Source organism: Armatimonadota bacterium (genome assembly GCA_028871815.1).
GTDB lineage: Bacteria > Armatimonadota > Chthonomonadetes > Chthonomonadales > Chthonomonadaceae > REEB205.
Map to the genome: position 1 here is coordinate 1 of JAGWMJ010000020.1, position 26,561 is coordinate 26,561.

Consider the following 26,561-nt stretch of genomic DNA (forward strand, 5'->3'; position numbering starts at 1 on the left):
ACCACCACCTCCACGCAGTACGCCGGCGGCGCGCCGGTAACGGAAACGCAGGGGAGCACCTTTACTGCCGCGTACACCATAGGTAACGACCTGCTCCGGCGCAACGGCGAGTACCCCGCATTCGATGGCCTCGGCTCTGCCCGCGCCGAGACGAACAGCTCCGGCACGGCCACGGCCACACAGGACTTCGATGCGTTTGGAAATACGATCGCTAGCAGCGGATCTACCTCCAGCCCATACAACTTCGCCGGCGATTGGGCATACCAGAGCGACGGCGACGCCGGGCTGCAGCATGTAGGGGCCAGGTATTACGATCCGCAGGTCGGCCGATTCGCCAGCCGCGACAGCATGCTGGACCAGATACCGTACGCGTATTGCGGGGGCGACGGTGCCAACAGGGTCGACCCGGACGGCCAACAGTACAGCGATTGGAATCCGTTTACGTGGGACTACAACTTCGACGCCACCGATTGGCAGGGCGTCGCAGACGGCGCCTACAAGATTGGCGGTATTGAGGAGAATCCGGCAGAGATCATCGGTCCAGCCGTGGGCTTACCGAGCGTAATGGACCCCGGGCTAAGGCAACCGACCCAGATTGGCGGCGGCATGGCCGAGATTAAGACCGGTTTGTTTTTGCCGGCTGAGCGCCTTAGCGTCACGGGTGTCGCGGGAGCCGTTCTTGTCGGCATGTTTGCGGGAGGAGAGATTACCCAGCATATCGTCGCGCCGGCGATCAGCTGGCTCCTCGGCAAAGGATGACTGTCATGAATGGCTGGCATAAGAAGCGGCCCGTGATTGCTATGCACGTGCTTGGCTCGTTCGGCGCACTCCTATTCGCCGCGGGACTTTTTTGGTTGACGGCGCGTCCGGTCCCGTGGGCTGAGGTCGCCAACGACTGCAGCTGGGGCATCACCCTCGTGTGGGTATGGCGGCGCTCGCTGTACCCTCGCCCCGCCAGTTGGCTCCGGTTGGGCCGGGCCGCATCGCGCCCCATTAAGCGCGCGCTGCGCACCGTGCTGGTCGGCGCATGGATCGGCGTACTGATCGCTTCCAGCGTTGCTTCAACGGTTCACGGCGTGCCGGGCTTTCCAGGCGCGAACCCTTACTTCCCTTTACTTGGCGTCGCACATTCACCGCTGCACCCGTCACCCCTCGCATGGGGTATGTGCGGAGCCGCTATATTCATCGCGCTAGATGTCGTCCGGGCGTGCAGGCGGACGGATTAGTGCCTGGCGGCATAGCTTAACTATACGTGCGATGGTACCGCCTGTCACATAGTTAGCGCCATGTGTTGGAACTTGAAGATCGCGCGACGCTCGACTGGTGGCTGCGAGCCGGTCCGTCTGTACAGTGGTTCGCTTAGCTGGCGCGGGTTCCGTCGCTCCGGCAACGCGCCGCCTCTGAGTTCTGCCGCCTGCACTACGCGGTACAGATCGCATATGTCACATTTTGCCTTTGCGCCGTAGGTAGGCGTGCCTGTCGCCGGAAACCAACAGCTCCGACACAGCCACGGCGAAGCAGGATTTCGATGCGTTTGGAAACACGATCGCGAGCAGTGGCTCAACGTCGAGCCCATACAACTTCGCCGGCGATTGGGCGTACAGAGCAACGGTGACGCCGGCTTGGTTCATGTTGGCGCCAGGTACTACGGCCCGCAGGTCGGGCGGTTCGCCAGCCGCGACACCATGCTGGACCAGATTGCGTATGCGTATTGCGGGGGCGAACCGAACGATTGGGTGGATCCGAGCGGAGACGACTGGTCGTGGGGCCGGTTCTGGAACTACATGAAGGAGAACGTCGGAGTGACATTGGGCGGAGCCGGCGGGATCGTTGTCGGCACATGGATCGGCGGCATGGTCGGCGGCGCTCTCGCCGGCCCAGGAGGCGCCGTCGGTGGCGCCGCTGTGGGTAGGTGGATCGGTGGGATCGCGGGTGGCGGCCTCGGAGGTCGGGTGGGCGGCGCCGTACAGGCGGGCTTCGAAGACCCGGGTGTGGCGCCGCCAGGCGCCCCGGTGGAGATGTGCGGGGGCCCGGCCCTGGTCGGTGAACCGGTGCCGGCATGACGCGTTACGCACGGACCGACCACGGGTGGAACGAACGCGCGCGGCGCGCGTGGTCGACGTCGGCGATCGCCGGCGTTTGCGCCGCTGCAGTTCTCACTCCATTTGACTATGCGCCCGCGTGGCCGCCCAACGTTGGAACCGTGGAGGCTGCGCTATTAATTGGGATAACAACGTGTGCGCTGTGCTTTCCGATTCTACTGTTTCTGGACCCCATCGGCGGCGCCGAGGTGTGCCCGCGGAGCCAGCTCGCTTTCATAGGCGTCTACGGGTCCGCGGCAATTGGCGCCGTGCTCACTCGCACCTTGCCGGGCGCGATTATCGGGTCCGTCGGCGGCGGCATGCTTTGCCTGTTTCTCGTGGCGCGAGAAGTTAGGCGCCTAATCGAGTTGGCGCGCGCAGCGCGACCGCCGCACGACCTGCGGTGAGTCCGAGTCGCACAGCCATGGCCACACAGGATTTCGATGCGTTTGGCAACACCATCGCGAGCAGTGGCTCGACTTCGAGCCCGTACAACTTCGCCGGCGATTGGGCCTACCAGAGCAACGGCGATGCCGGGCTGCAGCATGTAGGGGCCAGGTATTACGATCCGCAGATCGGGCGGTTCGCCAGCCGTGACAGCATGCTCGACCAGGTTCCGTACGCGTATTGCGGGGGTGAGCCGAACGATTGGGTGGATCCGAGCGGGCATTGGAATTGGAAGGTGATTCTGGGCGGTATCGTAGTCGTCATCGGCGCGGCGGTGATCCCAGTCGGAAGTCCGATAATTGCAGGCCTAATCGTTGTCGTTGCGATTGCCGGCGCAATTTGGGGCGACGTTTCCGAGGGAGGCGAGCTCCTCCACAGAGCTGAGAGAATCATTGGCGAATGGATTGGCTGCATTCGTCGGTGGATGGACCCGCCTGCCCGGTCGGCGTGGTGCAAGCCCGAGCCGCACGGTATCGAGCGGCGATCAGTACTATGATCGGGGGATCGGTGCCGAGCGCACCGCGCGGCGCCGAGGCTGTTAACCGATGGGAAGCGCGCGTGCCCACCACGTGGCGGACGCTGAATTGGGTAATAGCGTGCCTTATTCCGATCGCACTCGCACCCGTATACCTGCGGCTGCTTGCCGTAATGCATCTGCCGCCCGCGTCTCTGTTCGGTTCAGGCATCGCCGCCGCCGCTGCCTTTCTCCCCGGGCTCTGGGCTGGCTCCATGGCGCCGAGCAGGCACGAGCATTACCCGCGCCTGTCCGGAGCCACCGCACTGGCAGCTGGCGCCGGGACAGTCGTCGGCTCTCGTTACCTTTTTATGCTGCTTTCCACGCCGAGTTGGGCACTGATAATTGGGTTGCTGATGGCGGCGGCTTTCTGGTTCGGCCAGTGGATGAGCGCGGCCGCTGAGCGGGACTGGAATGCCTGGCAAGAACGAATTGGTCGCAGCCTGGCCGCAGGATCTGCAGTGGACACCGCTGTTGGACTGCTTAATACCCACCTGGCCCGGCAGGAACGAACAACCCGAGCCCTTCTTTCTCTCGGCGGGTTGATTGCCTGTGGCCTGGTGGCAGCCGGTGCTATTACGTCAATTACTGGCGACTATATAGGTGGCACTGCATTTGCCCTGCTTCCCATCCTCTTCCTTTTGGGATTCCGGGCGTCCGGGGCGCGATGCCTTACAGCCGCAATGCTTCGATCCATCACCTATCCGGCGGCGGCCGGCGTATTGCTTGGCAGCGTGAACGGCGTTGGTTTCGTCGGGTGGCTGCGCTCGCGCGCCGTCGGCACCATCGGTCGACTGGTAGCGCTGAACCCGGACCAGGCCCTCGGTAGTCTGCCGCTAGTGGCGCTCGTCAAACTGGCGAGACTGATTGCAAGTGCCAGTGATAAGGTGCTGCCCGCCGGCGATTGGGCCGCAACGGCTGTGGCACTCGTCGCGCGGATCGCCGGATACGATGTCGCAGCCACCTCGCAGGCCGCACAACTGCTGCTCGGCTCCCGGCAACGGAACATCGCCGAAGGCGCGACTCGCGCGGCGCTCCAACGATTTGTCCTGTAATGTCGCCCAGACGAGGCGGACGAAAGCGTCGGATGAACCGCGGACCGGCTCAAACCCGTACTCGATTTCGTACACCGTAGATCCCGTAGGAAACTGCACCGGCGAAACGGTGGGAAGCGCCTCTACAAGCTTCACGATGGATAACGATGATGAGCTTACGTCGACCAGCGGCGGATTCGCGAACAGCTATTCGCACAACGCCAACGGCGAGCAGACCGGACGCACGCTGGCCGGCACGGCTTATACACGCGCCTTCGACTACGACGGGCAGCTCAAGTCGATCACGCAGGGTACGGCCGTGACCAGTTTCGGCTACGACGCTCTAGGCCGGCGCGTGAGCCGCACCGCTTCAGGCACCATTACCTAGGCGCAGTACGCCGGTATCACCCAGTTGCGTTGAGCGCGGTCGCACTGCGGCAGTGCACGCCGACCGCAGTCGCGGTAGAATGATCCATGCCGGCACACACACCACCTTCACGGAGGCTGGAAGCCGGCCGTGCTATGAGCGATACCGCCAAGAGCTACAACGTGCTGGTGGATGCCTATGTGCTCCACGTGGCGGACGAGCTGCGCCACAAGCCATTCGATCGCGCGCTGTTAGGTCGGATTGCCGCAGAATCGCGCGGCATTGGGCGGCTTTGCGACCTGGGCTGCGGGCCCGGACATGTGGCGCAATTCCTCAAAGAGAGCGGCGCCGACGTCTTCGGAATCGACCTGTCGCCGGAGATGGTGGAGTGCGCGCGCCGGCTGCACCCCGAGATTCCGTTTGAGGTAGGCGACATGCGCGCGCTGAGCCTGCCTGACGCGGATCTTCCGGGAATTGGAGCGCTCTACTCGATCATCCATCTGGATCGCAGCGAGCTTCGCGCCGCTTTTACAGGCTTCTTCCGGGCGCTCAAACCGGGCGGAGTGCTGCTGCTGGCATTTCACACAGGCGAGGCGGACCGACATCTGCAGGAGTTGTGGGGCTGCGCGATTGACCTGACATTTGTGTTCCATGATGCACGTCAGGTGGAACATGACCTGCTGGCCGTGGGATTCGTCATTGAAGAGTCGCTGCTGCGCGAGCCGTACCCGGATGTGGAAGCGCCAACCCGGCGCGCGTATATCGTCGCGCGACGCCCGCCGGCTTGAATCGACCGGCCGGTTAAACGGCACGGGATGGAAGGGCATGCACCAACCGATGTGGAAGATGACGCAACAGGACGACACTCTTCTCTGCCGGTTCGGAGGACTCGGGCAAACATGGTGACAAGGAACTGCCGAATTGTGCCGGCGCTGACTTCGGCATGGCTGCTGGTGATCGTACCGTCGCTGGCGTGGCCGGCGCCGCCGCGCCACAAACCCGCCACCAGGCCGAAGCCCAGGCCGGCAGCGGTGGAGTTTAATCGCGATATCCGGCCGATCCTGCAGGATAACTGCTTTACGTGTCACGGCCCGGACCACATGAAGCGGCAGGCCGGCCTGCGCCTCGATCTGGGTGAAGCGGCCATGGCCACCGGCGTGATTGTGCCCTTCAAGCCTGCCAAGAGCCAGCTCATCTCCCGCATCTTCTCTTCTGACCCGGCACAGCGGATGCCGCCTCAATCCACGCACAAAACCCTCACCGCCGCACAGAAGAGCCTCATCTATCGCTGGGTGGCACAGGGCGCCAGATTTCAGAAGCAGTGGTCGTTTGTGCCGCTGCCGGCGGTGACGCCGGTGCCCACGGTCAAGGACGCGAGCTGGTGCCGCACCCCCATCGACCGCTTCGTTTTGGCGCGGCTTGAGCGCAAAGGCATCAAACCGTCCCCGGAGGCGCCGCGCGCTGTTTGGCTGCGCCGCGTTTCGTACGACCTGATCGGCCTGCCGCCAACGCCACAGGAGATCACCGCGTTTCAGCAGGATCGCTCGCCTCGGGCATACGCTACGGTGGTCGACCGGCTGTTGGCCAATCCGCAATATGGCGAACACGCAGCAACTGCATGGCTGGATATCGCACGCTATGCAGATAGCTATGGATATCAAAGCGATCTGCTGTGTCCCACCTGGCCCTACCGCGATTGGGTGGTGAAGGCATACAACACCAACCTGCCGTACAGCAGCTTCGTCACCTGGCAGTTGGCCGGCGACCTGCTGCCCCACCCAACCCGCGATCAGCGCCTTGCCACAGCTTTCAATCGGCTGCATCGTATGACCAACGAGGGTGGCAGCGTAGCCAAGGAGTGGCGGATTGAGGGTGTGGCCGACCGTGTCAAGACGTTTGGCACGGCATTTGTTGGCCTCACGCTGGAATGTGCCCGCTGCCACGATCACAAGTTCGATCCGATATCGCAGCGCGATTACTATTCGCTCTGCTCGTTCTTCAACAACATCGACGAGTATGGGCTTTACAACCAGACCGATATAGTGCCCACGCCCTCCATGCTGCTGCCAACGGCGCCGCAGCAGAAGCAGCTGGACTCAGCCCGTGCGGCGGCTGCGGCGGCCAACGCATCCGTCGCCACGCTATCGGCCTCCCGCGAACAGGCCTTCCTCAACTGGCTGCAGAAACCAGAGCCCGCGGCAATCCCGGATATGACCGGAAAGTTTGACTTTGCCGACTACGACGGCAAGACGCTGAAGAACCTCGCGCCGGGGGCAACACAAAACGGCGAGCGCGACGATCCGGTGACGATCGTGCCGGCGCCGTTTGGAAAGGCTGCCCGCTTCACCGGCGACAACGACATCCACTTTCCGCAGATTGGCGCCTTCACGCGAACCACGCCATTCACCATCGCCTTCCGCATGCTCGATCCGCGCAAGGCCGACGGCCGCGCGGTGGTCTTCCAGGCCTGCGATGGAACCGATGTTGGCTTCCACGGGTACGACCTCATGGTGCTCAACGGCATATTGATGGCCCGTATCTACCGCTATTGGCCCGGAAACGCGATCGCCGTTCAGACGCGAGTCCCGATTCCGGCGAACACCTGGACGCATGTGGCCGTCACGTACGATGGCTCCAGTCGCGCCTCGGGACTGCGCATCTACCTCAACGGGGCGCCCGCATCGCTGGAAGTCGTTCGCGACCATCTGTACAAAGGCACCGGCAAGCACACACTGGTGTTCGCCCAGCGGTTCCGGGATCGCGGATTTGAGGACGGTGAAATCGGTGACATCGCTGTGTTTTCGCGCGATCTCTCGCCGGTAGAAGTCGCTCAGCTGAGCGATGGCCGCACGCTACAGGCGGAGCTGGCGCAGCCTCTCAGATACGAGCAGCAGCTTCGGCCCTACTACCTTTCCGCTGTCGATCCGACGATGCGACAGGCTCGCGCCGCACTGGCTCAGGCGAGACAGAGCGTGGTAACCGCTGAAAACGCCGAGTACGAAATCGCGGTCATGCAGGAGATGCCTACGGTCCGGCCGACGTACGTTCTGGCTCGTGGCGTGTACGATGCGGCGGTTACTCCTGCGGACCTGGTGACGCGCGAATTGCCGGCGACGATCTATCCATTTCCCAGGTCTCTGCCGCGCAACCGACTGGGCCTGGCAGAGTGGCTGCTGCTGCCAAACCATCCGCTGACCGCTCGCGTTGAGGTGAACCGTTTGTGGGCACAGTGCTTCGGCACGGGATTGGTTGAGACGGCCGAGGACTTTGGCGTTCAGGGCAAAATGCCCACCCATCCGCACCTGCTGGACTGGCTGGCCCGTCATTTCATCTCCTCCGGCTGGAACATGAAGGCCATGCTCCGGATGATCGTCCTCTCATCCACCTACCGGCAGGTCTCAGCCGATCGCGCCGATTTAGCCCAGAAGGACCCGGCCAACGCCTTGCTGGCGCGCGGGCCAAGCCGACGGCTGACCGCGGAGGAGATTCGCGACACCGCGCTCGCCGCAAGCGGCCTTCTCGATACGCAGATGGGCGGTCCGCCCGTAAGCCCGTACCAGCCCGGTGACTTGTGGACCGAAAGCAACTCGATGAGCCCGGCCTACCACCAGAGTGTTGGAGGAGATCTGTACAGGCGGAGCCTTTACACGGTCTGGAAGCGCACGGCGCCAATGCCCAACATGCTGGCATTTGACGCGGGCACACGGGAGGTGTGCCTTGCGCGGCGCACCACAACAAATACCCCCACACAGGCTCTGGTGCTGCTGAACGATGTCCAGTTTGTTGAGGCGGCGCGCGTGCTTGGTCAGCGGATGCTGAAAGAGGGCGGACCGGACGACGCCCACCGGATTGCGTATGCGTTCCTGCTCCTCACCGCGCGCCATCCGTCGCCGGCCGAGTTGCGGCTGCTGGAACAGTTGTACACGGATGAGCGCGGCCGGTTTCAGCGCGACACGACGGGGGCGGCGCGGCTTATTCACGTCGGGGAGAGCAAGCCGGATCCGGCGGATCAGCCGGCCGAGCTTGCCGCAGCCACGATTGTTGCGCAGACGATTATGAATCTGGATGCCACGGTATGGGAGCGATAAGGTGAACGAGAATTACGATCCGCTGGCGATAACTCGCCGCAAGTTTCTTACCAACTCCGCCTTCGGCATCGGTTCCCTGGGGCTGATGGAGCTGCTGGCCGGGGCATCGGCTAGCTCGGCCGCTCCAGCGCCATCGAAACGGGTTGGCGGGCTGCCGGGCTTTCCAAACTTTGCGCCCAAGGCACGGCGGGTTATCTACCTCTTCCAGAGCGGAGGGCCGGCGTCGCAGGACCTCTACGATTACAAGCCGCTGCTCAACCAGCTGGAAGGCAAGCCGCTTCCCGATTCGGTCCGCGGCGACCAGCGGCTGACCGGAATGAGTTCGCACCAGGCCATTTTGCCGCTCGCCGGCTCGGCGTTCAAATTTGCGCAGTATGGCAAGTCGGGCGCGTGGCTCAGTGAGCTGCTTCCGAATATCGGCAAGATGAGCGACGAGATATGTTTCATCAAAACGATGTGGACCGACGCCATCAATCACGATCCCGCCATCACCTTTATGCAGACGGGAGCGCAGATTGCCGGCCGACCCTCGATGGGCTCCTGGGTGACGTATGGCCTGGGATCCGATACCGATGACTTGCCTGCTTTCGTTGTGCTGGTCACTGTTGGAGGCGGTGGCGATCAGCCGCTCTATGCACGTCTGTGGGGAAACGGCTTCCTCGATTCCCGATTTCAAGGTATCCAGTTCCGCTCCGGCAAGGAGCCTGTGCTCTACCTGACCAATCCCGACGGGCTCTCTGCACGTGGGCGGCAGGATGAGCTTGCAGCGATCAATCAGCTCAACCAGCTGCAGTTTCACAGCCAGATGGACCCCGAAATCGTGTCGCGTATTGCTCAGTACGAAATGGCGTACCGTATGCAGACGAGCGTGCCCGATGTGACCGACCTCTCCAAAGAGCCGGAGAGCGTGTTTGAGCTTTACGGAGCCGACAGCCGCAAGCCCGGCACATTCGCCGCCAATTGCCTGTTGACCCGCCGCTTATGCGAAAAGGGCGTCCGGTTCATCCAGCTTTACCATCAGGGCTGGGACCATCACAGCGACCTGCCCGCCGGGATGCGGCGGCAGTGCGCACAAACCGACAAGCCGATCGCCGGCCTGCTTACCGACCTCAAGCAGCGCGGGCTGCTGGATGATACGCTGGTGATCTGGGGCGGTGAGTTTGGCCGCACCAGTTACTGCCAGGGCGAGCTGACGCGTACCAACTACGGTCGAGACCACCATCCCCGCTGCTTCACCATGTGGCTGGCCGGCGCCGGCGTCAATGCCGGTACCACATATGGCCAGACCGACCCGTATGGATACAACATCGTGGATGCCCACGGCGCTGTGATGAACCCCACCAAAGATGACTTCTTCCCCGGAGCCGTGCATGTGCACGATCTACAGGCCACGATCATGCATCTGCTGGGTATCGATCACAAGCGGCTGACCTACCGGTTTCAGGGGCGAGATTTCCGGCTGACCGACGTGTACGGCCACGTTGTGCCCAATTTGATGGCGTAACTCTGCGGCAAAGGTCAGCGGGTACGGGAGCAGTTCGAGCCAGCCCGGGGGGCCTGTCGCCACACGGTTTGCGGGGCAAATGCACCTGTCAACCCCGGTGCCGGCGCAACAAATCGGCCGACTCTGCCGTTATAGATTCTGGCAGACGCAAATCCGGCTCAGCGACTCACTTCGCAGCCACACATCTGCCGGAAAGGAATTACCATGTCCACACGCTGCAACGAGAACACCACCAGCGATCCGGCGCTGCTGCGGCAGTTCAGCCTGGCGCCGCAAACCACGGCTGATAGACGTATGTCGATAACGATCGCAAACCCGAAGTGGCGCGCTCTTTCGGCGAGACGATCCGAGGCAATTGGTATTGGCCGTGACACCGGAATCGAGGCGAACCTCACGATTGGCGAGCACGACGTCGCTGTCTGCGTCGGCGACGACCTGCTCGAGCAGATGCTCGGTATTGACCTTGACGCGATTGTCACGTGCGACGTTGCGTGCGACTATGGCAGATGGGTCGAACATTCGGAATACGGGCCTGAGACCGACCACTCCTACGCCGCGCTGCGGATCCGGCACATCACGCCGATTGAGGAGCTGGGATCCGGCTCGCCACCGTCCTAACGCCTCGCGTCCGCCAGAAGCGCATCGAGATCCAGTGGATCCAGCGTCATTGCCAATGTCCCGTCCGGTGATCGCGGCCACTCTTCGGGTGGACGATCCCGGTACAGCTCCACGCCATTGCCGTCGGGATCCCGGAGGTAAAGCGCCTCACTGACGCCGTGGTCCGAGGCGCCGTCCAGGGTGATCCCAGCGGTTCGAACGCGCCGTAGGGCATCGCCAAGCTGCGCCCTGTCCGGATAGCGGATCGCCAGGTGGTAGAGCCCCGCGCTGCCGTGTGGCGCAGGGGGCCCACCAAGGCTTTGCCAGGTATTCAGCGCGATATGGTGGTGGTAGCCGCCCGCGCTGAGGAACGCCGCGGAGTTGCCCATCCGCTGCGTGATGTCGAAGCCGAGCACGCCGTGATAGAACGCGAGCGCGCGCTCGAGATCCGCCACCTTGAGGTGAACATGTCCGATGTCCACCCGGCTATCTATGGACGCCATTTCGCGACCTCCCCTCTCTCACAACGCAGCGGATCGCCGTTCAGAAGTTGGGACTGTTTACATCGGTTTCCGCCAGCAGATAGATCATGAATGCCGCCACTCCCGCCTGGATGATGGCAAGCAGCATCATCATCACTCCCAGAATCGGCGCGATGGAAACCACGAAGAAGCCCACCACGAAGTCGAACAGGCCACTGGCGATTTGCAGCCAGCAAAGCACGTTGGTGACCGTGCGGGCGATCGGCGCCTGCCGGAGGATGCCCACACCAACGATGGCGGTCAACACATTGAGCGCGCATAATCCGCCGGCCGCGTATCCGCCGTGGATCATGGCAGAGACTGCCGACCAGACACCGTTGACGATCCACCAGATGGCGACGGCTCGGACTGCGGATGCGGCCCAGGTTGGGGCCGGCGCAATGCGGAGCTCGGTCAACTCCTCCGGCTCCGCGCCGGCATCCGAGGGAAGTGGCGGCTGCTTCGCAAACTCCGCTCCACAGAACTGGCACTTGGTCCAGCCATCCGGCAGCGTCGCCTGGCACTTCGGGCATTTGATCATGGTACGCCCTTCCTGCGGCGGTGTGAGCGCCGTGGGACTGCCGGCAACAAGGCGCGGTTAGCGCGTTTGCCGACAGCGCCAGTTTTGCCGCAACCACGGCATAATCCTGCGCGGTGCGCAGGTGGGCCAGCCCTTAGCTGTGGGTATCACGCACGGCGGACCGGCGAAACGCCGTATGCGGGCCAGTGGCGCTTCGATGCCCGCCACGGAAAGCCGTGCGCGGTTGAAACGCAGAGCGTGGCGCCCGGAAGCGCGGCTGCTCGCGAATTGGCGTCTCTTCAACCGTCGAAGGGGAAAAGCCGACAGGGTGGCCGCGCTCAATCTGTCGCCGCATGCGCATCTCTATGCCCGCGAGCTGGCTGCGCTCTTCGTGGCTGACCAGTGAGATGGCGTTTCCCCGGGTTCCGGCACGACCGGTACGTCCGATGCGATGCACGTAGTCATCGGGGCAAGCCGGCAGCTCGTAATTGATCACGAACGGCAATTGGTCAATATCGAGCCCACGGGAGGCGATGTCGGTGGCTACCAGAATGCGGGTACGTCCGGCCTTGAAATCGGCCAGTGCGCGCATGCGCTGCAGTTGCGAGCGGTTGGAGTGAATCGGCGCCGCGGCCACGCCATCCTGCTGAAGCTGTTTCACCAGACGGTCGGCGCCGTGCCGCGTCCGTATAAATACCAGCGCCTGCCCGATCTGCTTCTCTACCAGCAGGTGAACCAGGAGATCGCGTTTGTCGTTCCTGTGGGCGGCGTACACCGTGTGGTCCACCAGATCGCTGGTGTTACCGGTACGATCCACCTCAATGCGCGCGGGATCGTTCAGAATCGAACCGGCCAGCCGGTGCATCTCATCGGTGAAGGTGGCCGTAAAGAGCAGGTTCTGGCGCTGAGTGGGAAGCAGGGCGATGATGCGGCGGATATCCTTGACGAATCCCATGTCGAGCATTCGGTCGGCTTCATCCAGCACCAGCACTTCCACGTGCGATAGGTCGATGGTTCCCTGAGAGGCATGGTCCAACAGGCGGCCGGGCGTGGCCACAACCACGTCGACCCCGCGGCGGAGCGCCTGCACCTGCGCGTACATGCTTACGCCGCCGAAAACCGCGGTGGAAGTGAGCGGCAGGCCGCGACTGAAGAGCGCGAACGAATCGCGCACCTGCGCAGCCAGTTCCCGGGTTGGGGCCAGCACCAGAGTCCGCACGGGCCGGTATCCGCCGCTGCGCGCCGGGCGGCACTCCATAAGCCGCTGCAGAATCGGAAGCGCGAACGCGGCGGTTTTACCCGTGCCGGTTTGTGCGCCGGCAATAACGTCGCGGCGCTGGAGCACGGCGGGTATCGCCTGCTCCTGAACGGGAGTTGGAACGGTGTAGCCACTGGAGGCGACAGCGTTCAGCAGCTCGGCCCTGAGGCCAAGTTGATCGAAAGACATACGGAATTGATTCTCCTGGCGAAGCTAACGCTGTTCCGCAGCGAATAAGCTTCAAACGAGGTGCAAAGGCTGGCGTGGATGAATAGTAGCAAACCCGCAAGCGAGGTGAGGTCGCAATTCGAAACGCGAGACAACACGGCGATGCACAATATTGACCGAACTGCATGGAGTATAGCATAAACGTGCCAAATCGAACCACCCTGAATGTAGCGCAGTTCCATTCAGCGTCGCGGCCCCGCCTGGCTGAGGAGATGACCCATGAAGGATGAGCTGACTCGACCGCCTTATGCGCGCATGGCAGCCGAGAATCACACGCAGTACTACTGCGCGATGGCGCGCGGCTCTAGCGGCGAGATCATGCGCCGGCGCGGATGCCTCTGGACTTACGATGACGAGGACGGCGAAGGCATGGTGCTGTTTCCGCAACTGGGCGGCGCCGCCGCGGACGACGAGGTGCTCGATGAGTTAATCGAATGGTACTGCGAGCGCAACTGCAGATCGCTCATCGGCTGTTGGTCGTTGGACCCGCCGGCGCCAAAGGACCTTGGCGTCGGCCTGCTGGCCCGAGGATTTCAGCCGGGTTGGCGGCCGCGCTGGATGGGGCGCAAGCTCGACGATTTGACGGACCTGCCATCACCACCGGACGACGTTCAGATACGAGAGGCCCGCAGCGGAAAAGCACACGCAGCGCGCCCACACCCGCAGTGCCGACGTTTTGAGGCCGTTCGTAACGGAGAGGTTATCGGCCACAGCAGCGTGTTTCTCTCCACCGGCGAGTATGCCGCTGCCGGCATCTACGACGTGCACGTGCTGCCTGCCGAGCGGAATCGCGGCGTTGGAAAGGCCGTAACCGCGGCTGCGATGATCAAAGGCAGGAGCATGGGCGCGCGATTCGCGGTGCTCAACGCGACGGGACCCCGGATGTACGAGCAACTGGGCTTGACGGGGGACGGATTTGGGCGAACCTGGTGGCTCAACGTGCCGCGCCTTCGCGCTGATCGACCGTCGAGGGAGCGCATTGCGCTCGCGGAGGCCGTAGGGCGCGGCGATACGAAGCTGCTGGAGAGCCGGTTTGCTGAATCGCTCGATGCGCTTGCCACTCCGATGACGTGCGGGTTGTCGCTGCTTGAGCTGGCGGCGCACGAGGGCCAACCCGAGGCTGCGAAGTGGCTCCTGGAGCACGGTGCACGGCCGGACATCATCTCGATGTGGGACCTTGGTTTACGACGCGAGGCAGCAGAGTTACTAGCCAAACAGCCTACCGCTGCCCGTTGGCGCGCCGGTGAGCTGGGCGCCACACCGCTGCATATAGCGGCGGAGCGGAACGATGTGGAGTTGGCCCGACTGCTGTTGAGCGCCGATCCGGACCTGACGTTTGAAGATCCTGCGTTTGGATCCACGCCGGAGGGCTGGGCGCGGCACTTCAAGCGACGCAAGATTCTGGGAATGATCCGCGCCCATGCCCGGAGCGCAAACCTGAAAACCGCGTAGCGGCTCGGCGGCGGCAGCCGGCCGGCGTTTCCAACAGTTGAATGAACCTGTCGCGGACACGCCGAACCTCACCGCTGGGACGCAGGCTGTTCGCGTGGCGCGATGGACGCCGCGGTTCAATACCGCGCCGCCTTACCGGGAGACGAAACCCATGAGAGAACCAGATCGGCAGATTCGACGGATGCTGCGTGCGATACCGGTCGCCTTGCTCGCCGCGCTCTGTGCGCGCACGGCGAGCGGTCAGACGCCGTCGGCCGCACCATCCAGTGGCGGATTGGGCACTCTTGACCTGCTGACCCACGCGGCGACACGCTCGATATCCGCGGAGAACCCCGCCGGCGGCAAGGGCCGTGGCGGCATGGCGATCCCAAACCCCGGCGAAGCGAAGCGTGCTGCAAGCGCGGCTGCCGCCGACGACCTCGGGCAGGGATGGAAGGTGCGGCCCTTTCTGCGGGTGAATGCCCACCAGACGGCGGTACTGATGGATGTGAAGGGCCCCGGCGAAATCGAGCACTTCTGGATTTCCGGCGCGCTGAACCGCAACCTGGTGCTGCGAATCTACTGGGACGGTGAAAAGTCACCCTCCGTACAGTCACCACTCTTCGAGTTCTTCGGTGTGGGGCATGGCAAGTTCGCGCCAATTCGCTCCCTGGCCGTGGTTGATAACCCTACGAATGCCATGAACTGCTTCTGGCCCATGCCATTCCGAAAGCATGCCCTTATTACGTTGGAGAATGAAGGCGACACCGATGTGGACCTGGTGGCCTACCAGATAACCTATGAAGCGGAGCCGGTGCCGGCCAACGCCGCCTATTTCCATGCGGAGTGGCGGCATGGATTTACGGGTGACCAGAATCCCTACGTTATTCTGGATAATGTGCGTGGCGCGGGGCGATACGTGGGTACATTCCTGGCCTGGAGCCACTTTTCAACCGGCTGGTTTGGCGAGGGCGAGGTGAAGTTCTATATCGATGGTGACAAGCAGTTTCCAACGATCTGTGGCACCGGCACCGAAGACTACTTCATGGGGAGCTACGGCTTCCCACAGGCGTTCAGCTCTCCATATTCCGGTTCCGTGCTGCCTGCCACCACCGACAGGGCGCCAAGTTTCTGGAGCCTTTACCGGTGGCACATCCGTGATCCGATCAACTTCGCCGACGATTTGAAGGTGACCATCCAGGCGCTTGGTTGGGGCAGCAATGGCAAGTACGCCAAGCTCGCGGACAAGCTGGAATCCGTTGCCTACTGGTACCAGACCGAACCTCACACGCCGTTTCAGCCAATGCCATCAACCAGTGCGCGCCTGGCCGACGAGTCACCGCCTTAGTGGAAACCTCCGCGAGGCGCCGCCGGCTGCTTGCGCGTTGTTGACGCGGTGAGCGGCGCGCGTGAGGGGTGTGGCGCAACCCCTCACGCACCGCGCACCCGGAAAGCTCAGCCTCTCGGGCCACCTTGTTGCGCCAATTGCTTTTCATGCTGGAGTTGGCCCAGTATCTGCCCCTTGACGGTGTCGGGTATACGCGGATCGTTCTGCACTTTGTCGATCTGCGTCTGCACCTCCGCCGGCGTCTGCTTTTTCTTTGCCGGCGTCGAGTTCGAGCATCCGGCAGTCATGGCTGACAAAGCCAGAGCCAGCGCGGCACCGAGGATGCGCCGCCGTAGGCGTTCAGTCATTGGGGTACATGCCGCACGGCAGGCCACTGAGGTAGATCCACTCCACCGGGCCGTTGTCCGCCCACAGGTTCATGCCGGGATAGTGGATGTTGATGCACCAGTTCACCGTGCCCTTGATGGCCGCCTTGGCATGGCCATCGGCGTAGATAAAGTTGCCGGTGTGGTTATGACGGTAGCGCGGCATATAGGTGTAGGGATACCCGTTGCTATCTGCCGGCGCCGGAGCGTTATCCATATCGTACTGCGCGCCGGAGTTCGGCCCCGTCCACTGTGGCGGCCACTGCGAACCACCCCAAGCCCACCAGTCTTCGGTAAAGCCCTGTGTGGAACCGGCGTTGTTGGTATCGAGCCCGACCTCCGTAGCCACCACGATATCGGTCGGTCGGGTGATGGCCGCTTCGGGCACGCTGGGGAAGAAGCTGCCGTTGGAGAACGTAGGCGGCACCAGAATAGCGCCGTGGCCGCCATACCCGTTGATGGTGTTGGATGCCGTATCGGGGCAGTGCCACAATCCGCCGTTCACATCCTCTTCGTTGTTCTCACCGGTGACGCTGCCGCCACTCTTGATGTAGGGGTTGACGACGGTGCGCCAGGTGGTTGGCTGGTTGTTGGTGTCGTAGTACCAGCCGCGCGGATAGTTCTCATCATAGTCCTCGTTGTACATGATGAGGGCGGTGCCGATCTCTCGCATGTTGGAGAGGCATGAGATGGCGCGCGCCTTCTCTCTCGCCTGGGCAAACACGGGGAAGAGGATCGCGGCTAGAATCGCTATTATTGCGATAACTACGAGGAGTTCTATAAGCGTGAACGCTTTGCTCCGTTGCATGTTTTGTTTCCCTTTCTGATGAGTGATCCCGTCGTGGATCGGTTTGCTCAGGCAGTATCGCCTTGAACGAGTTGAACGGGCAGTACCGTCTCCCGCGGGACATCGCGACCGTCCAGCCTGTCGACGAGCAGGTGAACGGCGGATCGGGCGACGCTGGGCCAGCCCGCACGGATGGTGGTCAACCGGCGGGCGACCCCGATTGTGGGAACTCCGTCGAAGCCGGTAATGGCCAGATCTTCGGGCACGCGAACGCCGTGCGTCCGGCAGTGCGCGAGCAGATCGAACGCGGCCATGTCGTTCCAGCAACAGACAGCGGTGGGACGCTTGCCGTCGGGCAGGGTGAGCCAGGCAAGCAGCGACGCATCGCGCGGATCGGAGGATTCTCCCGCGATCCACTCGGAGGTTTCCAGATCCAGACGCTCAGCGACGCGCAAGAAGGCTGTGTGGCGCCGCATCACCGATATCGCCCTTCGGTCCCAACCGCGATAGAGGACATGCTGGTGGCCGCGCTCTGCCAGAAACTCCAGCAGCATTTCGGCGCCACCGTCATCATCCACCACCACGGAAGGCAGGGTTGGGATGGCGTCGGTTATGGCGACAACCGGTAGGTGGGATTCGGCCAGCATATGCACCAGCGGGTCTTCCGGCGGAGCCACGATTATGAGTCCGTCGATGCGCCCATCGACCAGCTGCGTGTAGATATCGTCTACCGACCGACCGCGAAAGACGCCGTGCAGCAGCAGGTCCATCCGATGTTGGTCGCAGCCTTCCTGGATACCGCCGATAATCTCCGCTTCGAAGAGGTTTCTGGCATCCAGGTACGCCCATCCGGAGTAGAGGCCGATGATATTTGTGCGGCGCTTGCGCAGTGAACGGGCCACGGCATTCGGCCGGTAGCGCAGGCGGCTCGCCACCTGCAGAATGCGTTCCCGCGTTGCTTCGGAGACGCGGACATGCTCGGAGTTGCCGCTGAGGACGGCAGAGACCGACATCTTGCTGACGCCGGCTTCATCGGCGACCTGCTGCATGGTGGTGGCGCGTTTCGTTGGCAATCTGGATGATCCTGCAGCTTTATCGATAAATCAGAACTGATATACCGATAAATCATTGTGCACAGGATATCACAAGCGATTTTGCGCTGTCAAGCATTCTGCAAAAAAAGTGTGAAGAATGTTGCCGATGCGCCGGCGGTGTTCGGACCACGCCCAGATCCGCGCGCGTTGAGATGCGTTCATGCCCCTGGAAGCACGGCTTCCAGGGGCATGAACAAGGCTACTCCAGCCGGAGCTCAGGCCCCGGCTTCGGTCGCCGGTGACCCGATCACCGGAGCACCGCGCGGCGCGGCTTCTACCGCCAACACCGGCTCCGGAACCTCGTCTTCGGGGTATGCCAGCTGGCCAAACTCGGGCACATCCAGGCCCTGCAGCTCCACCTCCGGCGAAACGCGCAGCTTCACAACCTTGTTCACGAGCTTGAAGACGACCCAGGTTGCGCCAAACGCCCAGGCGACACACACCGTGGAGCCCACGACCTGCGCGACGAGCTGGCTCGGATCCCCGTGCAGGATGCCGGTAACACCCATGAGCTTTGATCCCGCGGTGCCGATATAGCGGGTTGTGCCCGTTCCGTTCCAGCCCTGGCCGTACGTGCCGTCTGCAAAGATGCCCACACAGATGCCGCCGAGCCAGCCACAGTATCCATGAACGGAAACCGCGCCACAGGGATCATCCACCTTGAGTACCTTTTCGTTGAAAAGGACGCCGACGCATACCAGAAGGCCGGCGAGAACGCCGATCACGCAGGCATCCGGCGCATTGACGAACGCACACGGCGCCGTAATTGCCACCAGGCCCGCAAGCATGCCGTTACAGGCCATTGAGATATCGGGCTTACCAAACTTGAATGTCCAGAACAGCATCGCAGTGGCCGCACCGAAGATCGCCGCCAGGTTGGTGTTTACGGCGATGATGCTAATACGCAGGTCGGTGGCAGCCAGTGTTGAGCCGGGATTGAAGCCCATCCACCCGAACAACAGGATGAACGTTCCTGTTACTACAAATACGATGTTGTGCCCGGGAAACGCCACCGGCCTACCCTTCTTGTCGTACTTTCCGAGCCGTGGGCCAAGCAGCACAGCCAACGCCATCGCACAGAATCCGCCAACGGCGTGAACCACCGTTGAGCCTGCGAAATCTACATACCCGTGGCCCAGGTGCATGCTGTTTCCGATCTGCGACAGCCAGCCGCCGCCCCAAACCCAGCAGCCGAAGATCGGATAGAGCAGCGCGCCGATAAAAAGCTCGCACAGCACAAACGCCTTGAACGTGATGCGTTCGCAGATTGCTCCGACAATGATGTAGCCGGCGGTCTCCATAAAGACCACCTCAAACATCACCAGACCGAAGACGCCCGCATCGTAGGCTGAGCCGCTAAGGAACCAGCCGGTTTTGCCGAAGAGGATTCCGAGCTTGCCGTGCAGCATTACGGCGGCATTCAGCGTAGGTGTGCCGCCTATGCCGGCGGGTCCTGCGCCGTTGATGGCGGCCCCGCCATACATAATCGCAAAGCCAACGGCGAAGAAGCCGATGAAGGCGATAACGTAGGCCGCAAAGTTAAGCATCATCAGGTGGCCGGCGTTCTTCTTCCGGACGAGCCCGACTGTGAGGAGCGCAAACCCTGCCTGCATGAAGAGGACCAGATAGCCGGTGCTGAGCACCCAGTTCATGTTGGCGCCAACCTTGAGGTGACCAACAGCGTCTGCCAGCTTTCCGGCAAGCGGCTCCGCCTTGGCCTGGGCAGCGTACGCCTGGTACGCAAGGGCGGACGGATCGCCGGCCTTTGTACCCGGCGCAGGTGGCGGCGTCACAAATGCGTTGCCGCCCGCGTCGGTTACTGTGGTGCGGTCACCCGTCGATGTGCCCGAAGGGTCCGGCTGTGGAGCGCCGCTCTGTGCGCGGACAGGCGCAGCCAGCAGAAGAGCAAGCAGGCCGGCCAGCATGGGAACCCACACGAAGCCGGCGATGAGATGGACGGTACGTTTCATGGAGTGTTTTCCTTGGTCGGGAAGTGTTGGTCAGAAGCGGTAAATCTCGGCCAGAGTCACCGTATCCTGATCGCGCGCGCCGCCGTTTGCGTTGAGCGGGAAGAAGCGGCTGTTCGCGTGATCGTGTCGGACTTCCAGCCTTGTGAGCAGGCCGGATGGTCCGCGAGCGTATTCCAGCGTGAGCGTGGCCTCACGCAGCCGGGTAGCGCCGTTCACCACGCGCAGGCCACCTGCGCCTCCCGGTCCGGCCAGACTGCCGACGCCGGGATTGTCGTCGAACTGTTCGCCGCGCAGGGCCAGGGCGAAGCCCCGGCCTAGCGCGTAGTGCCCGAAGACCGCAACGCCATCCCAACTACCGCTGACGTGGCGGCCATTGTCGCTGCCGGCGCCGGCGCCGAGGTCCAGCTCCGCGTTGAGTCGCAGGCGCCCTTTTGGCGACCAGCCGGCAAGCAGCTCGTACAACTGCGTGGAGATAGCGCCTTTGCCCTTCGGGACGAGCGGGCCATATATGCCTTCACCCTCATCGCCATCCATTGCGCCCACCGTCAGGTTCCATGCAGGATTGAAGGTGTACGTGATCTGGCCGATCACGCTTTTGGCGCCATTATCATCGGCGATGTCGTTCCAACCGTTCACCAGTTCGGCCACCCACGCAACATGCGAGCTGGAAGTGCTCGTGAACCGGAGCCCGGCATGGTAGAACGGGATCGCGTAGGTAAAGAGCAGTCCGCGAGAGTACGCGTCGTTGCCGCTGCTTTCGATCACCTCGTTTCCAAACGGCGTAACAAATATGCCGGCGTCCACATTGACGGCGGAGGACCCGCCGCCAAACGGCACCGTGACGTACAACTGCTGCACGCTTTGCCAGGCGCCGGTACCGCCGGGTTCGGTCAGGTGCACCACCGTGGCCGTATCGCCCGCCGTGAGTTTGGCGTCGAAGCCCAGCGGAACCCGCCGTGATGGGCTGACCGCAAAGTTCAGCTCGAACAGGTTCAATCGCAGCGCGTTGACCTGCAGATCGAAGGCGCGCCCACCGAGGTCCTGCCTCAAGCGCACGCCGTCGGTGCCGACAAGCGTGATTGGGACCGTGGAATTCCGCGGGTCGACCTGATAGTAGAGATCGATCAGGCCGTTCACCTGAAGGTGCGGCCATGGTGGCGACGGTGCAGCGGCTGGTGATTGGGCGGACGCAGGTCGGCTGCAAGGAAGAGCCGCGGCCACGCATACGGCCGGCCAAAACCAGACGCGAGATGTGAACTTGAAGCGTAACACGAGAAGATTCCCTTCTGAATCTCACGATGAAGGAAGCTTCTCTGCTCCACGCGGAATCGGTGTGCAACGGGATCCCGGACCGGGCGATTGGGGACGAGGGCTTGCCGGATCATCCCCGGAGCATCGTCAGGCGCAATTATCCAGCGAATGACGAAAACAGCCCGGATAACGGCCGCGGTGCCGGGGACCAACGAGGATGGGCAGACAACTGCCCGGGCGTGCTGCAGCGGCGCAGCCAACGCTGAGCCTAAGCGCTCAGACGGTCTACTATAGCAGGTGTGTTAACTAAGTTGCAAGTGGGCAGCCGGTTATTTCAGAGGTAATCTGCACTTCCGGCAGTGGCAGTACCAACGTGAACCATGCGCCATCTTCCGAGTGTGCACAGATGTTGAGCCGGCCGCCGATGAGGCTCAGAAACCGTTGCGCCAGCGGGATGCCGGCCAGCCACGCTTCGTAGCCCTGATCCACCACGCTGTCGACCGTGTTCACCTGAATCTCGAGGAGGCGAACGATTTCGGGCGGCAAATGCAGGCCCGTGCACTGGAGGTCGACGACCACTCCACGCTCGCGGATCGTGGTGGTTATGCGAATCGTGGAACCCGGTTCGGCAGTACGGACCGCAAGCAGAATCAGCTGATGGAGGCTGTGCCGAAGCAGGCTCTCGTCGCAGTTGACCACCGGCGACCCACCTGGCGAGCTCAACTCAAGGCGCACCGCCCTGCGCTCCGCCCTTGGCGCCAGCGTGCTGCACAGGTGCTGCAGAAGCGTGTCGAGGGCAACAGCCTGCGGATGCATTCTTAACGTGCCTGCGCGATACTGGAGCGTCACCAGCAGGTTGTTGGCCGCCTCTAGCAGGTTTTGAGCCGAGTTCTCAATATTGGAGACAGCTGCAGCCTGCGACGCGTTGAGCGGCTCGTATTCGCCATCCGACAGCAGCTCGGCAAAGCCGATGATGGCTGTCAGCGGCGTTCGCAAGTCGTGCGATGCGGAAGCGAGAAACCGTTCAATGCACTGCTCCAGCGCCATGGACTCCTGGCTTCGCTGGTGCAAATCCGCTTCGACGGCGCGAAGTCGGCTGTTTGCCGCGGTGGCAGCCAGGCTCTTGAAGCGCCGCGCACATCTCTTGCCGTCCTTCCCGGTAAGGTCGGCGGGATCCAAAGCTGTGACACTCGCCTCCTCCAAAAGCTCGATCAAGGCTCGCACATCGGTCCATGGAAGCTTTAGGGCGGCCCAGGTCGATGCGGGCTCGGCGAACTCATCCACATGTTCCCCATTCGGCTCGGCGTGGTTCCAACGGAGCATCTGCTCAAGGGTCATCTCAGCACACGCGGAGATTTCACCGTTGCGGCAGAGCAACTCGGGGTCGATGTGGCGCAACCGCCGGCGGGCTGCGGCTCTCCACGCCAACAGAATCGCGCTGCGCAGCGGTTCCGAAGCGCAGTGGCAACCCGTCTCTCGTTTCACGATGGCCCCTTGTGCGATCGATCAGTGGCCGGCCGCGGGCGCCTTGGGCAGCTTCGATATCACGTCCTTGGTCAGGTCGTTGGATGAATAGACCATGGAACTGGAATCGAACACCTGGTCGATGCCTTTTCGACGCGCCTCCTGCGCAACGAGTTCCCTCAAAGTCACAAGCTGGCTCCGCCGCTTGTCGTCCAGGGCTGCTGTACCCTGGGTCTGCAGCTCATCCTGAAGGTGGGGCATCTGCTCCTGGAGCAGGCGCGCGTTTTGCAGCATGGTGTTCATGCGGGCGGCTTCTTGCGGTGTGAGGGGTGGTGTCTTGCGCGTTTGCAGTGTGTTGAGGTCCGACGCATCCTGCTGCGCGGTCTTTTCAAATGCCGCCTTCTGGGCCTGCTGCGCCGGAGTCAGCGTATCGAGGCCGACCAGCTTGGCATACTGCGTCATCTGGTCGGGATCGAGATACTGGGCTGCCTGCAGAGCGGCGATCTTCTTGTCGGCGGCATCCTGCAGCTGTTGGGCAACGGCATCCAGCTCATTCGGCGCCGCGGAGGCACGATAGATAGCGTTCATATCTACCATGCCTATGGATAGGCCGGACCCCGGCGGCGGAGCTGCCGGCCTCTGTGTTGCTGAGCGCAGCGCAAACGCGCCGAGCGCAGCGGCCATGGCGACGACGAAGAGTGACTGTGGGTTCCAACGGAATCTGAACATTCGAACCTCCTGAAAATGAGGCGCGAGCTTGCGCCGACCGCCGGCCCGGATGCGGGCGAGCGCGGCCGCTGTTACCTCGGGATGATTTCAACGCACCGGCCCACCACGCGGAGCCGACCTTCGGCGAAGAGGCGAACCGCGTGAATCACGGCCCTGTGCTCTTCCGGCAGTAGCCGCGCTCCCAGCGTTTCGGGCGTGTCACCCGTGTGTACGGGAACCGCGCGCTGTACAATTACCGGCCCGGTGTCGTACTCCTCATCCACAAAGTGGACGGTACAGCCGGTTACCTTCATTCCGCTCTCCAGCACGGCCTGGTGCACACGCAGGCCGTACATTCCCTGCCCACCGAAAAGGGGCAGCAGTGCAGCGTGAACGTTCATGATTTTGACAGGAAACTCGTGGACAAGTTGCGCGGGCAGGCGCAGCATGTAGCCGGCCAGGCAAATCAGGTCGATATCGGCTGCGCGCATCCGGCTGATGATGGCTGAAGCGTAGGCTTCCGGGCCATCCGCGGCCAGCCGGGTCGGCGAAAGCACGGCAACCGGCACACCGGACTCGCTGGCAATTCTGACGGCCGGCGCCGACCTGCGCGTGGCCACCAACAGCGACACGCGAGCCGGAAAGGAGGGCGATTCCGCAGCGTGGAGAAGCGCCTGAAGCGTGGATCCCCGGCTCTCGGCCGAGCACATGACCGCAACGTTCAGACGGCGAGCACGCCCGGGATACTCGGGCTCGCCAGTCAGACGCTGAGACACCTAGTGGGAAAAGAGACCGGACAGCGCGCCGGTGCAGCTTGTTTGCGGAGACATTGCGCACACTATACCATCCACGTTCATCGTGGCGCCTGCGCGCTGAAGGAGGATTGAAGAGGCTCGGCGGCGAAGATACCGACGTTGACTTTGGCCGACCGGAACGGACGGCATGGGTTTGCTGGGTCAGGGGTCATGGATGGATCCGTTACGGACCGTTATCGCTGAAGACGAGGCGTTGACGCGCGAAATACTGCGCGCACACCTGAAGCGGCTTGGCCACACCGTTGCGGCTGAGGCCGGCGACGGCGTCGAGGCCGTGGAGGCCGTGCGCCGCACGCGGCCGGACGTTGTATTGATGGATATTCGTATGCCCACGATGGACGGCATCGAAGCGGCGCACCGGATCGTGGCCGAAACACCGTGCGCGATCGTATTCCTCACCTCCTTTTCGCAGGACGAACTGGTGGAAGAAGCCTGCAGCGCCGGCGCGGTTGGATACGTGATGAAGCCGATCCGTAAGGAAGATTTGGGGCCGGCCATTGAGGTTGCTGTTCGCAGGTTCCGCGAGCTGCGCGCTCAGGGCGTTCTGATTGTTGAGCTTCAGGAGAAGCTGGAGTCGCGAAAGGTGGTCGAGCGGGCCAAAGGTATCCTGATGTCACGGCACCATATGAGCGAGGAAGAGGCGTTCCGGCGGATCCACTTCCAGGCCCGCAACCAGAACCGCAAGATGCGCGACATCGCCCAGAGCATTATCACAGCCGCGGAATTCATGTAGGCTTTGCCGATTGCAGCTCCGCATCTGGTGCTTGCCAGCGGCTCGCCGCGACGCCGCGACCTCATTCAGCTGCTGGGCGTTCCAGTCACGGTTGAGCCAAGCCGTTACGATGAGCCGCCTGCCCCTGAGCAGCCCGTTGACGTACCGGCGTTTGTCTCCGAGTTGGCGCTCTGCAAAGCGCGTGAGACGCTGTCTCGATTTCCCCGCGACCTGGTTATAGGCGCCGATACGGAAGTGACTCTGGACGAGGGCGGAATCGGCCGTCTCTTCGGCAAGCCCCGTGACGCAGCGGATGCCGCGAAGATGCTGCGACAACTGGCCGGCAACACTCACTTTGTATGGACCGGAATCGCTGTGGTATCCGCAGCCGGAGAGTGGACGGCATCGGAAGTGACGGCCGTGGAGTTTGCTCCGATGCGTGAGCACGAAATACTGCGCTATGTGGCCACCGGCGAGCCGATGGACAAAGCCGGTGGATACGGCGCACAGGGTCTCGCCGCACCATGGATCAGCGGCATCCGCGGAGATTTCCACAACGTTGTCGGCCTGCCGCTGTGCCGCCTGCGCCTGCTGCTGCAGGAGGCCGGTTGGCGCCACGGTCCGTAACCGCATATCGCTGTTGACAATGCCACAGTGAGGCTGTATAATTGTGTGCGGAGCCGCCCGTGGACTAGAGCTGTTGCCGCGCGTGAACGGGTGGCATACCGGGTTCGGCAAACCATCGACCCGAGGGCATAACCAGAACACTATGAAAAAAGAAGTGAGCCCGCTACTGATCATCGTTGCACTTGTGGTGATAGCCGCGCTTTTTGGAGGCTATTACATGATGTCGAGGCGGGACGCCACGCATACCGGGCCGATCGCCAATAACACACCACACCTCACAGTGGGTGGGCGTCGCATCCCGATTCCTGCCGGTGGTACAGCCACCAGCGGCACTGAAGCCGGTGCACAAACCAGTCAGGCGAACGCCGGCAAATAACCTCACCGCTTCAAGTACCCGTTTTTCAGTCGTGCCCGCCGCTTCTGCGGCTTAGCCGTCGCAGTGCGGCGCGAAACCATTAAAAGGGAGGTGACTTAGACAAATCGGTCTCTCGCGCAGTCCGGTCCTACGAGACTCGGACGCGCCCAGACAGCGCCACCGCAAGCACGGCGGCAGCGCAAACGAATCGAAACTACGAAGGAAGCACGAACTCAATGAAGTCCAAAGCTGTAACAAGGCCGTCATCGGCCTTTACTCTGATCGAACTGCTCGTCGTTATCGCTATTATCGCGATATTGGCAGCAATTCTCTTCCCCGTCTTCGCGCAGGCCCGAGAAGAGGCACGCAAAACCGTGTGCCTCAGCAACGTCCGGCAGCTGGCCACCGCGAACGAAATGTATATCCAGGACTACGATGAGCAGGTCGTCCTCGACCTGGCATCGGATCCCGCCGG

At 62.7% G+C, this 26,561-nt stretch carries 29 protein-coding genes; 17 read left to right on the top strand and 12 right to left on the bottom strand.

The window, feature by feature from the left end:
• On the top strand, window positions 1-759 hold a 759-nt coding region (locus tag KGJ62_15495; protein MDE2127985.1), incomplete at its 5' end, for an RHS repeat-associated core domain-containing protein.
• A gap of 5 nt (window positions 760-764) precedes the next feature.
• The gene (locus KGJ62_15500) at window positions 765-1,226 is read left to right on the top strand and encodes a hypothetical protein (GenBank protein ID MDE2127986.1); all 462 of its coding nucleotides are present in this window, start codon (window positions 765-767) and stop codon (window positions 1,224-1,226) included.
• Between the two features lie 216 nt (window positions 1,227-1,442).
• Here the strand turns inward: KGJ62_15500 and KGJ62_15505 are convergent, their stop codons facing one another.
• Window positions 1,443-1,631, bottom strand: a complete 189-nt coding sequence (locus KGJ62_15505; protein ID MDE2127987.1) for a hypothetical protein — start codon at window positions 1,629-1,631, stop codon at window positions 1,443-1,445.
• Here KGJ62_15505 and KGJ62_15510 point away from each other — a divergent pair.
• The 9 genes from KGJ62_15510 (at window position 1,623) to KGJ62_15550 (ending at window position 10,653) form a co-directional block, all read left to right on the top strand.
• Window positions 1,623-2,063, top strand: coding sequence for a hypothetical protein (locus tag KGJ62_15510; GenBank protein ID MDE2127988.1), 441 nt, complete (start codon window positions 1,623-1,625; stop codon window positions 2,061-2,063). The genes KGJ62_15505 and KGJ62_15510 overlap by 9 nt on opposite strands.
• Window positions 2,060-2,488, top strand: coding sequence for a hypothetical protein (locus tag KGJ62_15515; GenBank protein MDE2127989.1), 429 nt, complete (start codon window positions 2,060-2,062; stop codon window positions 2,486-2,488). Before KGJ62_15510 ends, KGJ62_15515 begins: the two co-directional genes overlap by 4 nt.
• Before the next feature lie 17 nt (window positions 2,489-2,505).
• Window positions 2,506-3,024 (top strand): RHS repeat-associated core domain-containing protein, encoded by a 519-nt coding sequence (locus KGJ62_15520; GenBank protein ID MDE2127990.1) that lies wholly within the window; start codon window positions 2,506-2,508, stop codon window positions 3,022-3,024.
• A 62-nt stretch (window positions 3,025-3,086) separates the two neighbouring features.
• Window positions 3,087-4,097 (top strand): hypothetical protein, encoded by a 1,011-nt coding sequence (locus KGJ62_15525; GenBank protein ID MDE2127991.1) that lies wholly within the window; start codon window positions 3,087-3,089, stop codon window positions 4,095-4,097.
• A complete protein-coding gene (locus KGJ62_15530; GenBank protein ID MDE2127992.1) occupies window positions 4,087-4,464 on the top strand; it encodes a hypothetical protein in 378 nt (125 codons plus the stop codon). Before KGJ62_15525 ends, KGJ62_15530 begins: the two co-directional genes overlap by 11 nt.
• Before the next feature lie 134 nt (window positions 4,465-4,598).
• The gene (locus KGJ62_15535) at window positions 4,599-5,231 is read left to right on the top strand and encodes a class I SAM-dependent methyltransferase (GenBank protein ID MDE2127993.1); all 633 of its coding nucleotides are present in this window, start codon (window positions 4,599-4,601) and stop codon (window positions 5,229-5,231) included.
• A gap of 111 nt (window positions 5,232-5,342) precedes the next feature.
• Window positions 5,343-8,531, top strand: a complete 3,189-nt coding sequence (locus KGJ62_15540) for a DUF1553 domain-containing protein (protein ID MDE2127994.1) — start codon at window positions 5,343-5,345, stop codon at window positions 8,529-8,531.
• Window positions 8,509-10,035 carry a DUF1501 domain-containing protein gene (locus KGJ62_15545; GenBank protein MDE2127995.1) on the top strand — a complete coding sequence of 509 codons (1,527 nt, stop codon included), beginning with the start codon at window positions 8,509-8,511 and terminating at the stop codon, window positions 10,033-10,035. The genes KGJ62_15540 and KGJ62_15545 overlap by 23 nt, the downstream gene beginning before the upstream one ends.
• A gap of 204 nt (window positions 10,036-10,239) precedes the next feature.
• Window positions 10,240-10,653, top strand: coding sequence for a hypothetical protein (locus KGJ62_15550; protein ID MDE2127996.1), 414 nt, complete (start codon window positions 10,240-10,242; stop codon window positions 10,651-10,653).
• Here KGJ62_15550 and KGJ62_15555 read toward each other — a convergent pair.
• The 3 genes from KGJ62_15555 to KGJ62_15565 all read right to left on the bottom strand — a co-directional run bounded on the left by KGJ62_15555 (window position 10,650) and on the right by KGJ62_15565 (window position 13,120).
• Window positions 10,650-11,135, bottom strand: a complete 486-nt coding sequence (locus KGJ62_15555) for a VOC family protein (GenBank protein ID MDE2127997.1) — start codon at window positions 11,133-11,135, stop codon at window positions 10,650-10,652. The genes KGJ62_15550 and KGJ62_15555 overlap by 4 nt on opposite strands.
• Window positions 11,136-11,175: 40 nt before the next feature.
• Window positions 11,176-11,694 carry a zinc ribbon domain-containing protein gene (locus tag KGJ62_15560; protein MDE2127998.1) on the bottom strand — a complete coding sequence of 173 codons (519 nt, stop codon included), beginning with the start codon at window positions 11,692-11,694 and terminating at the stop codon, window positions 11,176-11,178.
• A 133-nt stretch (window positions 11,695-11,827) separates the two neighbouring features.
• A complete protein-coding gene (locus KGJ62_15565; protein ID MDE2127999.1) occupies window positions 11,828-13,120 on the bottom strand; it encodes a DEAD/DEAH box helicase in 1,293 nt (430 codons plus the stop codon).
• A 258-nt stretch (window positions 13,121-13,378) separates the two neighbouring features.
• Here KGJ62_15565 and KGJ62_15570 point away from each other — a divergent pair, with 258 nt between their 5' ends.
• Window positions 13,379-14,611 carry a GNAT family N-acetyltransferase gene (locus KGJ62_15570; protein ID MDE2128000.1) on the top strand — a complete coding sequence of 411 codons (1,233 nt, stop codon included), beginning with the start codon at window positions 13,379-13,381 and terminating at the stop codon, window positions 14,609-14,611.
• Between the two features lie 181 nt (window positions 14,612-14,792).
• Window positions 14,793-15,938, top strand: coding sequence for a DUF2961 domain-containing protein (locus KGJ62_15575; GenBank protein ID MDE2128001.1), 1,146 nt, complete (start codon window positions 14,793-14,795; stop codon window positions 15,936-15,938).
• 107 nt (window positions 15,939-16,045) lie between these two features.
• Here the strand turns inward: KGJ62_15575 and KGJ62_15580 are convergent, their stop codons facing one another.
• From KGJ62_15580 to purN, 8 genes are all read right to left on the bottom strand, one after another.
• Complete coding sequence (locus KGJ62_15580) at window positions 16,046-16,285, bottom strand: hypothetical protein (protein ID MDE2128002.1); 240 nt, start codon at window positions 16,283-16,285, stop codon at window positions 16,046-16,048.
• Window positions 16,278-17,111, bottom strand: a complete 834-nt coding sequence (locus tag KGJ62_15585) for a DUF1559 domain-containing protein (GenBank protein ID MDE2128003.1) — start codon at window positions 17,109-17,111, stop codon at window positions 16,278-16,280. Before KGJ62_15585 ends, KGJ62_15580 begins: the two co-directional genes overlap by 8 nt.
• A 47-nt stretch (window positions 17,112-17,158) precedes the next feature.
• A complete protein-coding gene (locus tag KGJ62_15590) occupies window positions 17,159-18,163 on the bottom strand; it encodes a LacI family DNA-binding transcriptional regulator (protein ID MDE2128004.1) in 1,005 nt (334 codons plus the stop codon).
• A 236-nt stretch (window positions 18,164-18,399) separates the two neighbouring features.
• Window positions 18,400-20,154 (bottom strand): ammonium transporter, encoded by a 1,755-nt coding sequence (locus KGJ62_15595; protein ID MDE2128005.1) that lies wholly within the window; start codon window positions 20,152-20,154, stop codon window positions 18,400-18,402.
• A 30-nt stretch (window positions 20,155-20,184) separates the two neighbouring features.
• Window positions 20,185-21,291 (bottom strand): outer membrane beta-barrel protein, encoded by a 1,107-nt coding sequence (locus KGJ62_15600; GenBank protein ID MDE2128006.1) that lies wholly within the window; start codon window positions 21,289-21,291, stop codon window positions 20,185-20,187.
• Between the two features lie 420 nt (window positions 21,292-21,711).
• Window positions 21,712-22,890 carry a HAMP domain-containing histidine kinase gene (locus KGJ62_15605; GenBank protein ID MDE2128007.1) on the bottom strand — a complete coding sequence of 393 codons (1,179 nt, stop codon included), beginning with the start codon at window positions 22,888-22,890 and terminating at the stop codon, window positions 21,712-21,714.
• Window positions 22,891-22,911: 21 nt separating this feature from the next.
• A complete protein-coding gene (locus tag KGJ62_15610) occupies window positions 22,912-23,598 on the bottom strand; it encodes a hypothetical protein (GenBank protein ID MDE2128008.1) in 687 nt (228 codons plus the stop codon).
• A gap of 71 nt (window positions 23,599-23,669) precedes the next feature.
• Window positions 23,670-24,287, bottom strand: a complete 618-nt coding sequence (purN, locus tag KGJ62_15615; GenBank protein ID MDE2128009.1) for a phosphoribosylglycinamide formyltransferase — start codon at window positions 24,285-24,287, stop codon at window positions 23,670-23,672.
• Window positions 24,288-24,546: 259 nt separating this feature from the next.
• Between purN and KGJ62_15620 the strand changes: the two genes are divergently transcribed.
• The 4 genes from KGJ62_15620 to KGJ62_15635 form a co-directional block, all read left to right on the top strand.
• Window positions 24,547-25,125: a response regulator gene (locus tag KGJ62_15620; GenBank protein ID MDE2128010.1), complete on the top strand. Its 579-nt coding sequence runs from the start codon at window positions 24,547-24,549 to the stop codon at window positions 25,123-25,125.
• A 27-nt stretch (window positions 25,126-25,152) separates the two neighbouring features.
• The gene (maf, locus tag KGJ62_15625) at window positions 25,153-25,731 is read left to right on the top strand and encodes a septum formation protein Maf (protein MDE2128011.1); all 579 of its coding nucleotides are present in this window, start codon (window positions 25,153-25,155) and stop codon (window positions 25,729-25,731) included.
• Window positions 25,732-25,873: 142 nt separating this feature from the next.
• Window positions 25,874-26,107, top strand: coding sequence for a hypothetical protein (locus KGJ62_15630; GenBank protein MDE2128012.1), 234 nt, complete (start codon window positions 25,874-25,876; stop codon window positions 26,105-26,107).
• 215 nt (window positions 26,108-26,322) lie between these two features.
• A partial coding sequence (locus KGJ62_15635; protein MDE2128013.1) for a prepilin-type N-terminal cleavage/methylation domain-containing protein occupies window positions 26,323-26,561 on the top strand: 239 nt, incomplete at its 3' end.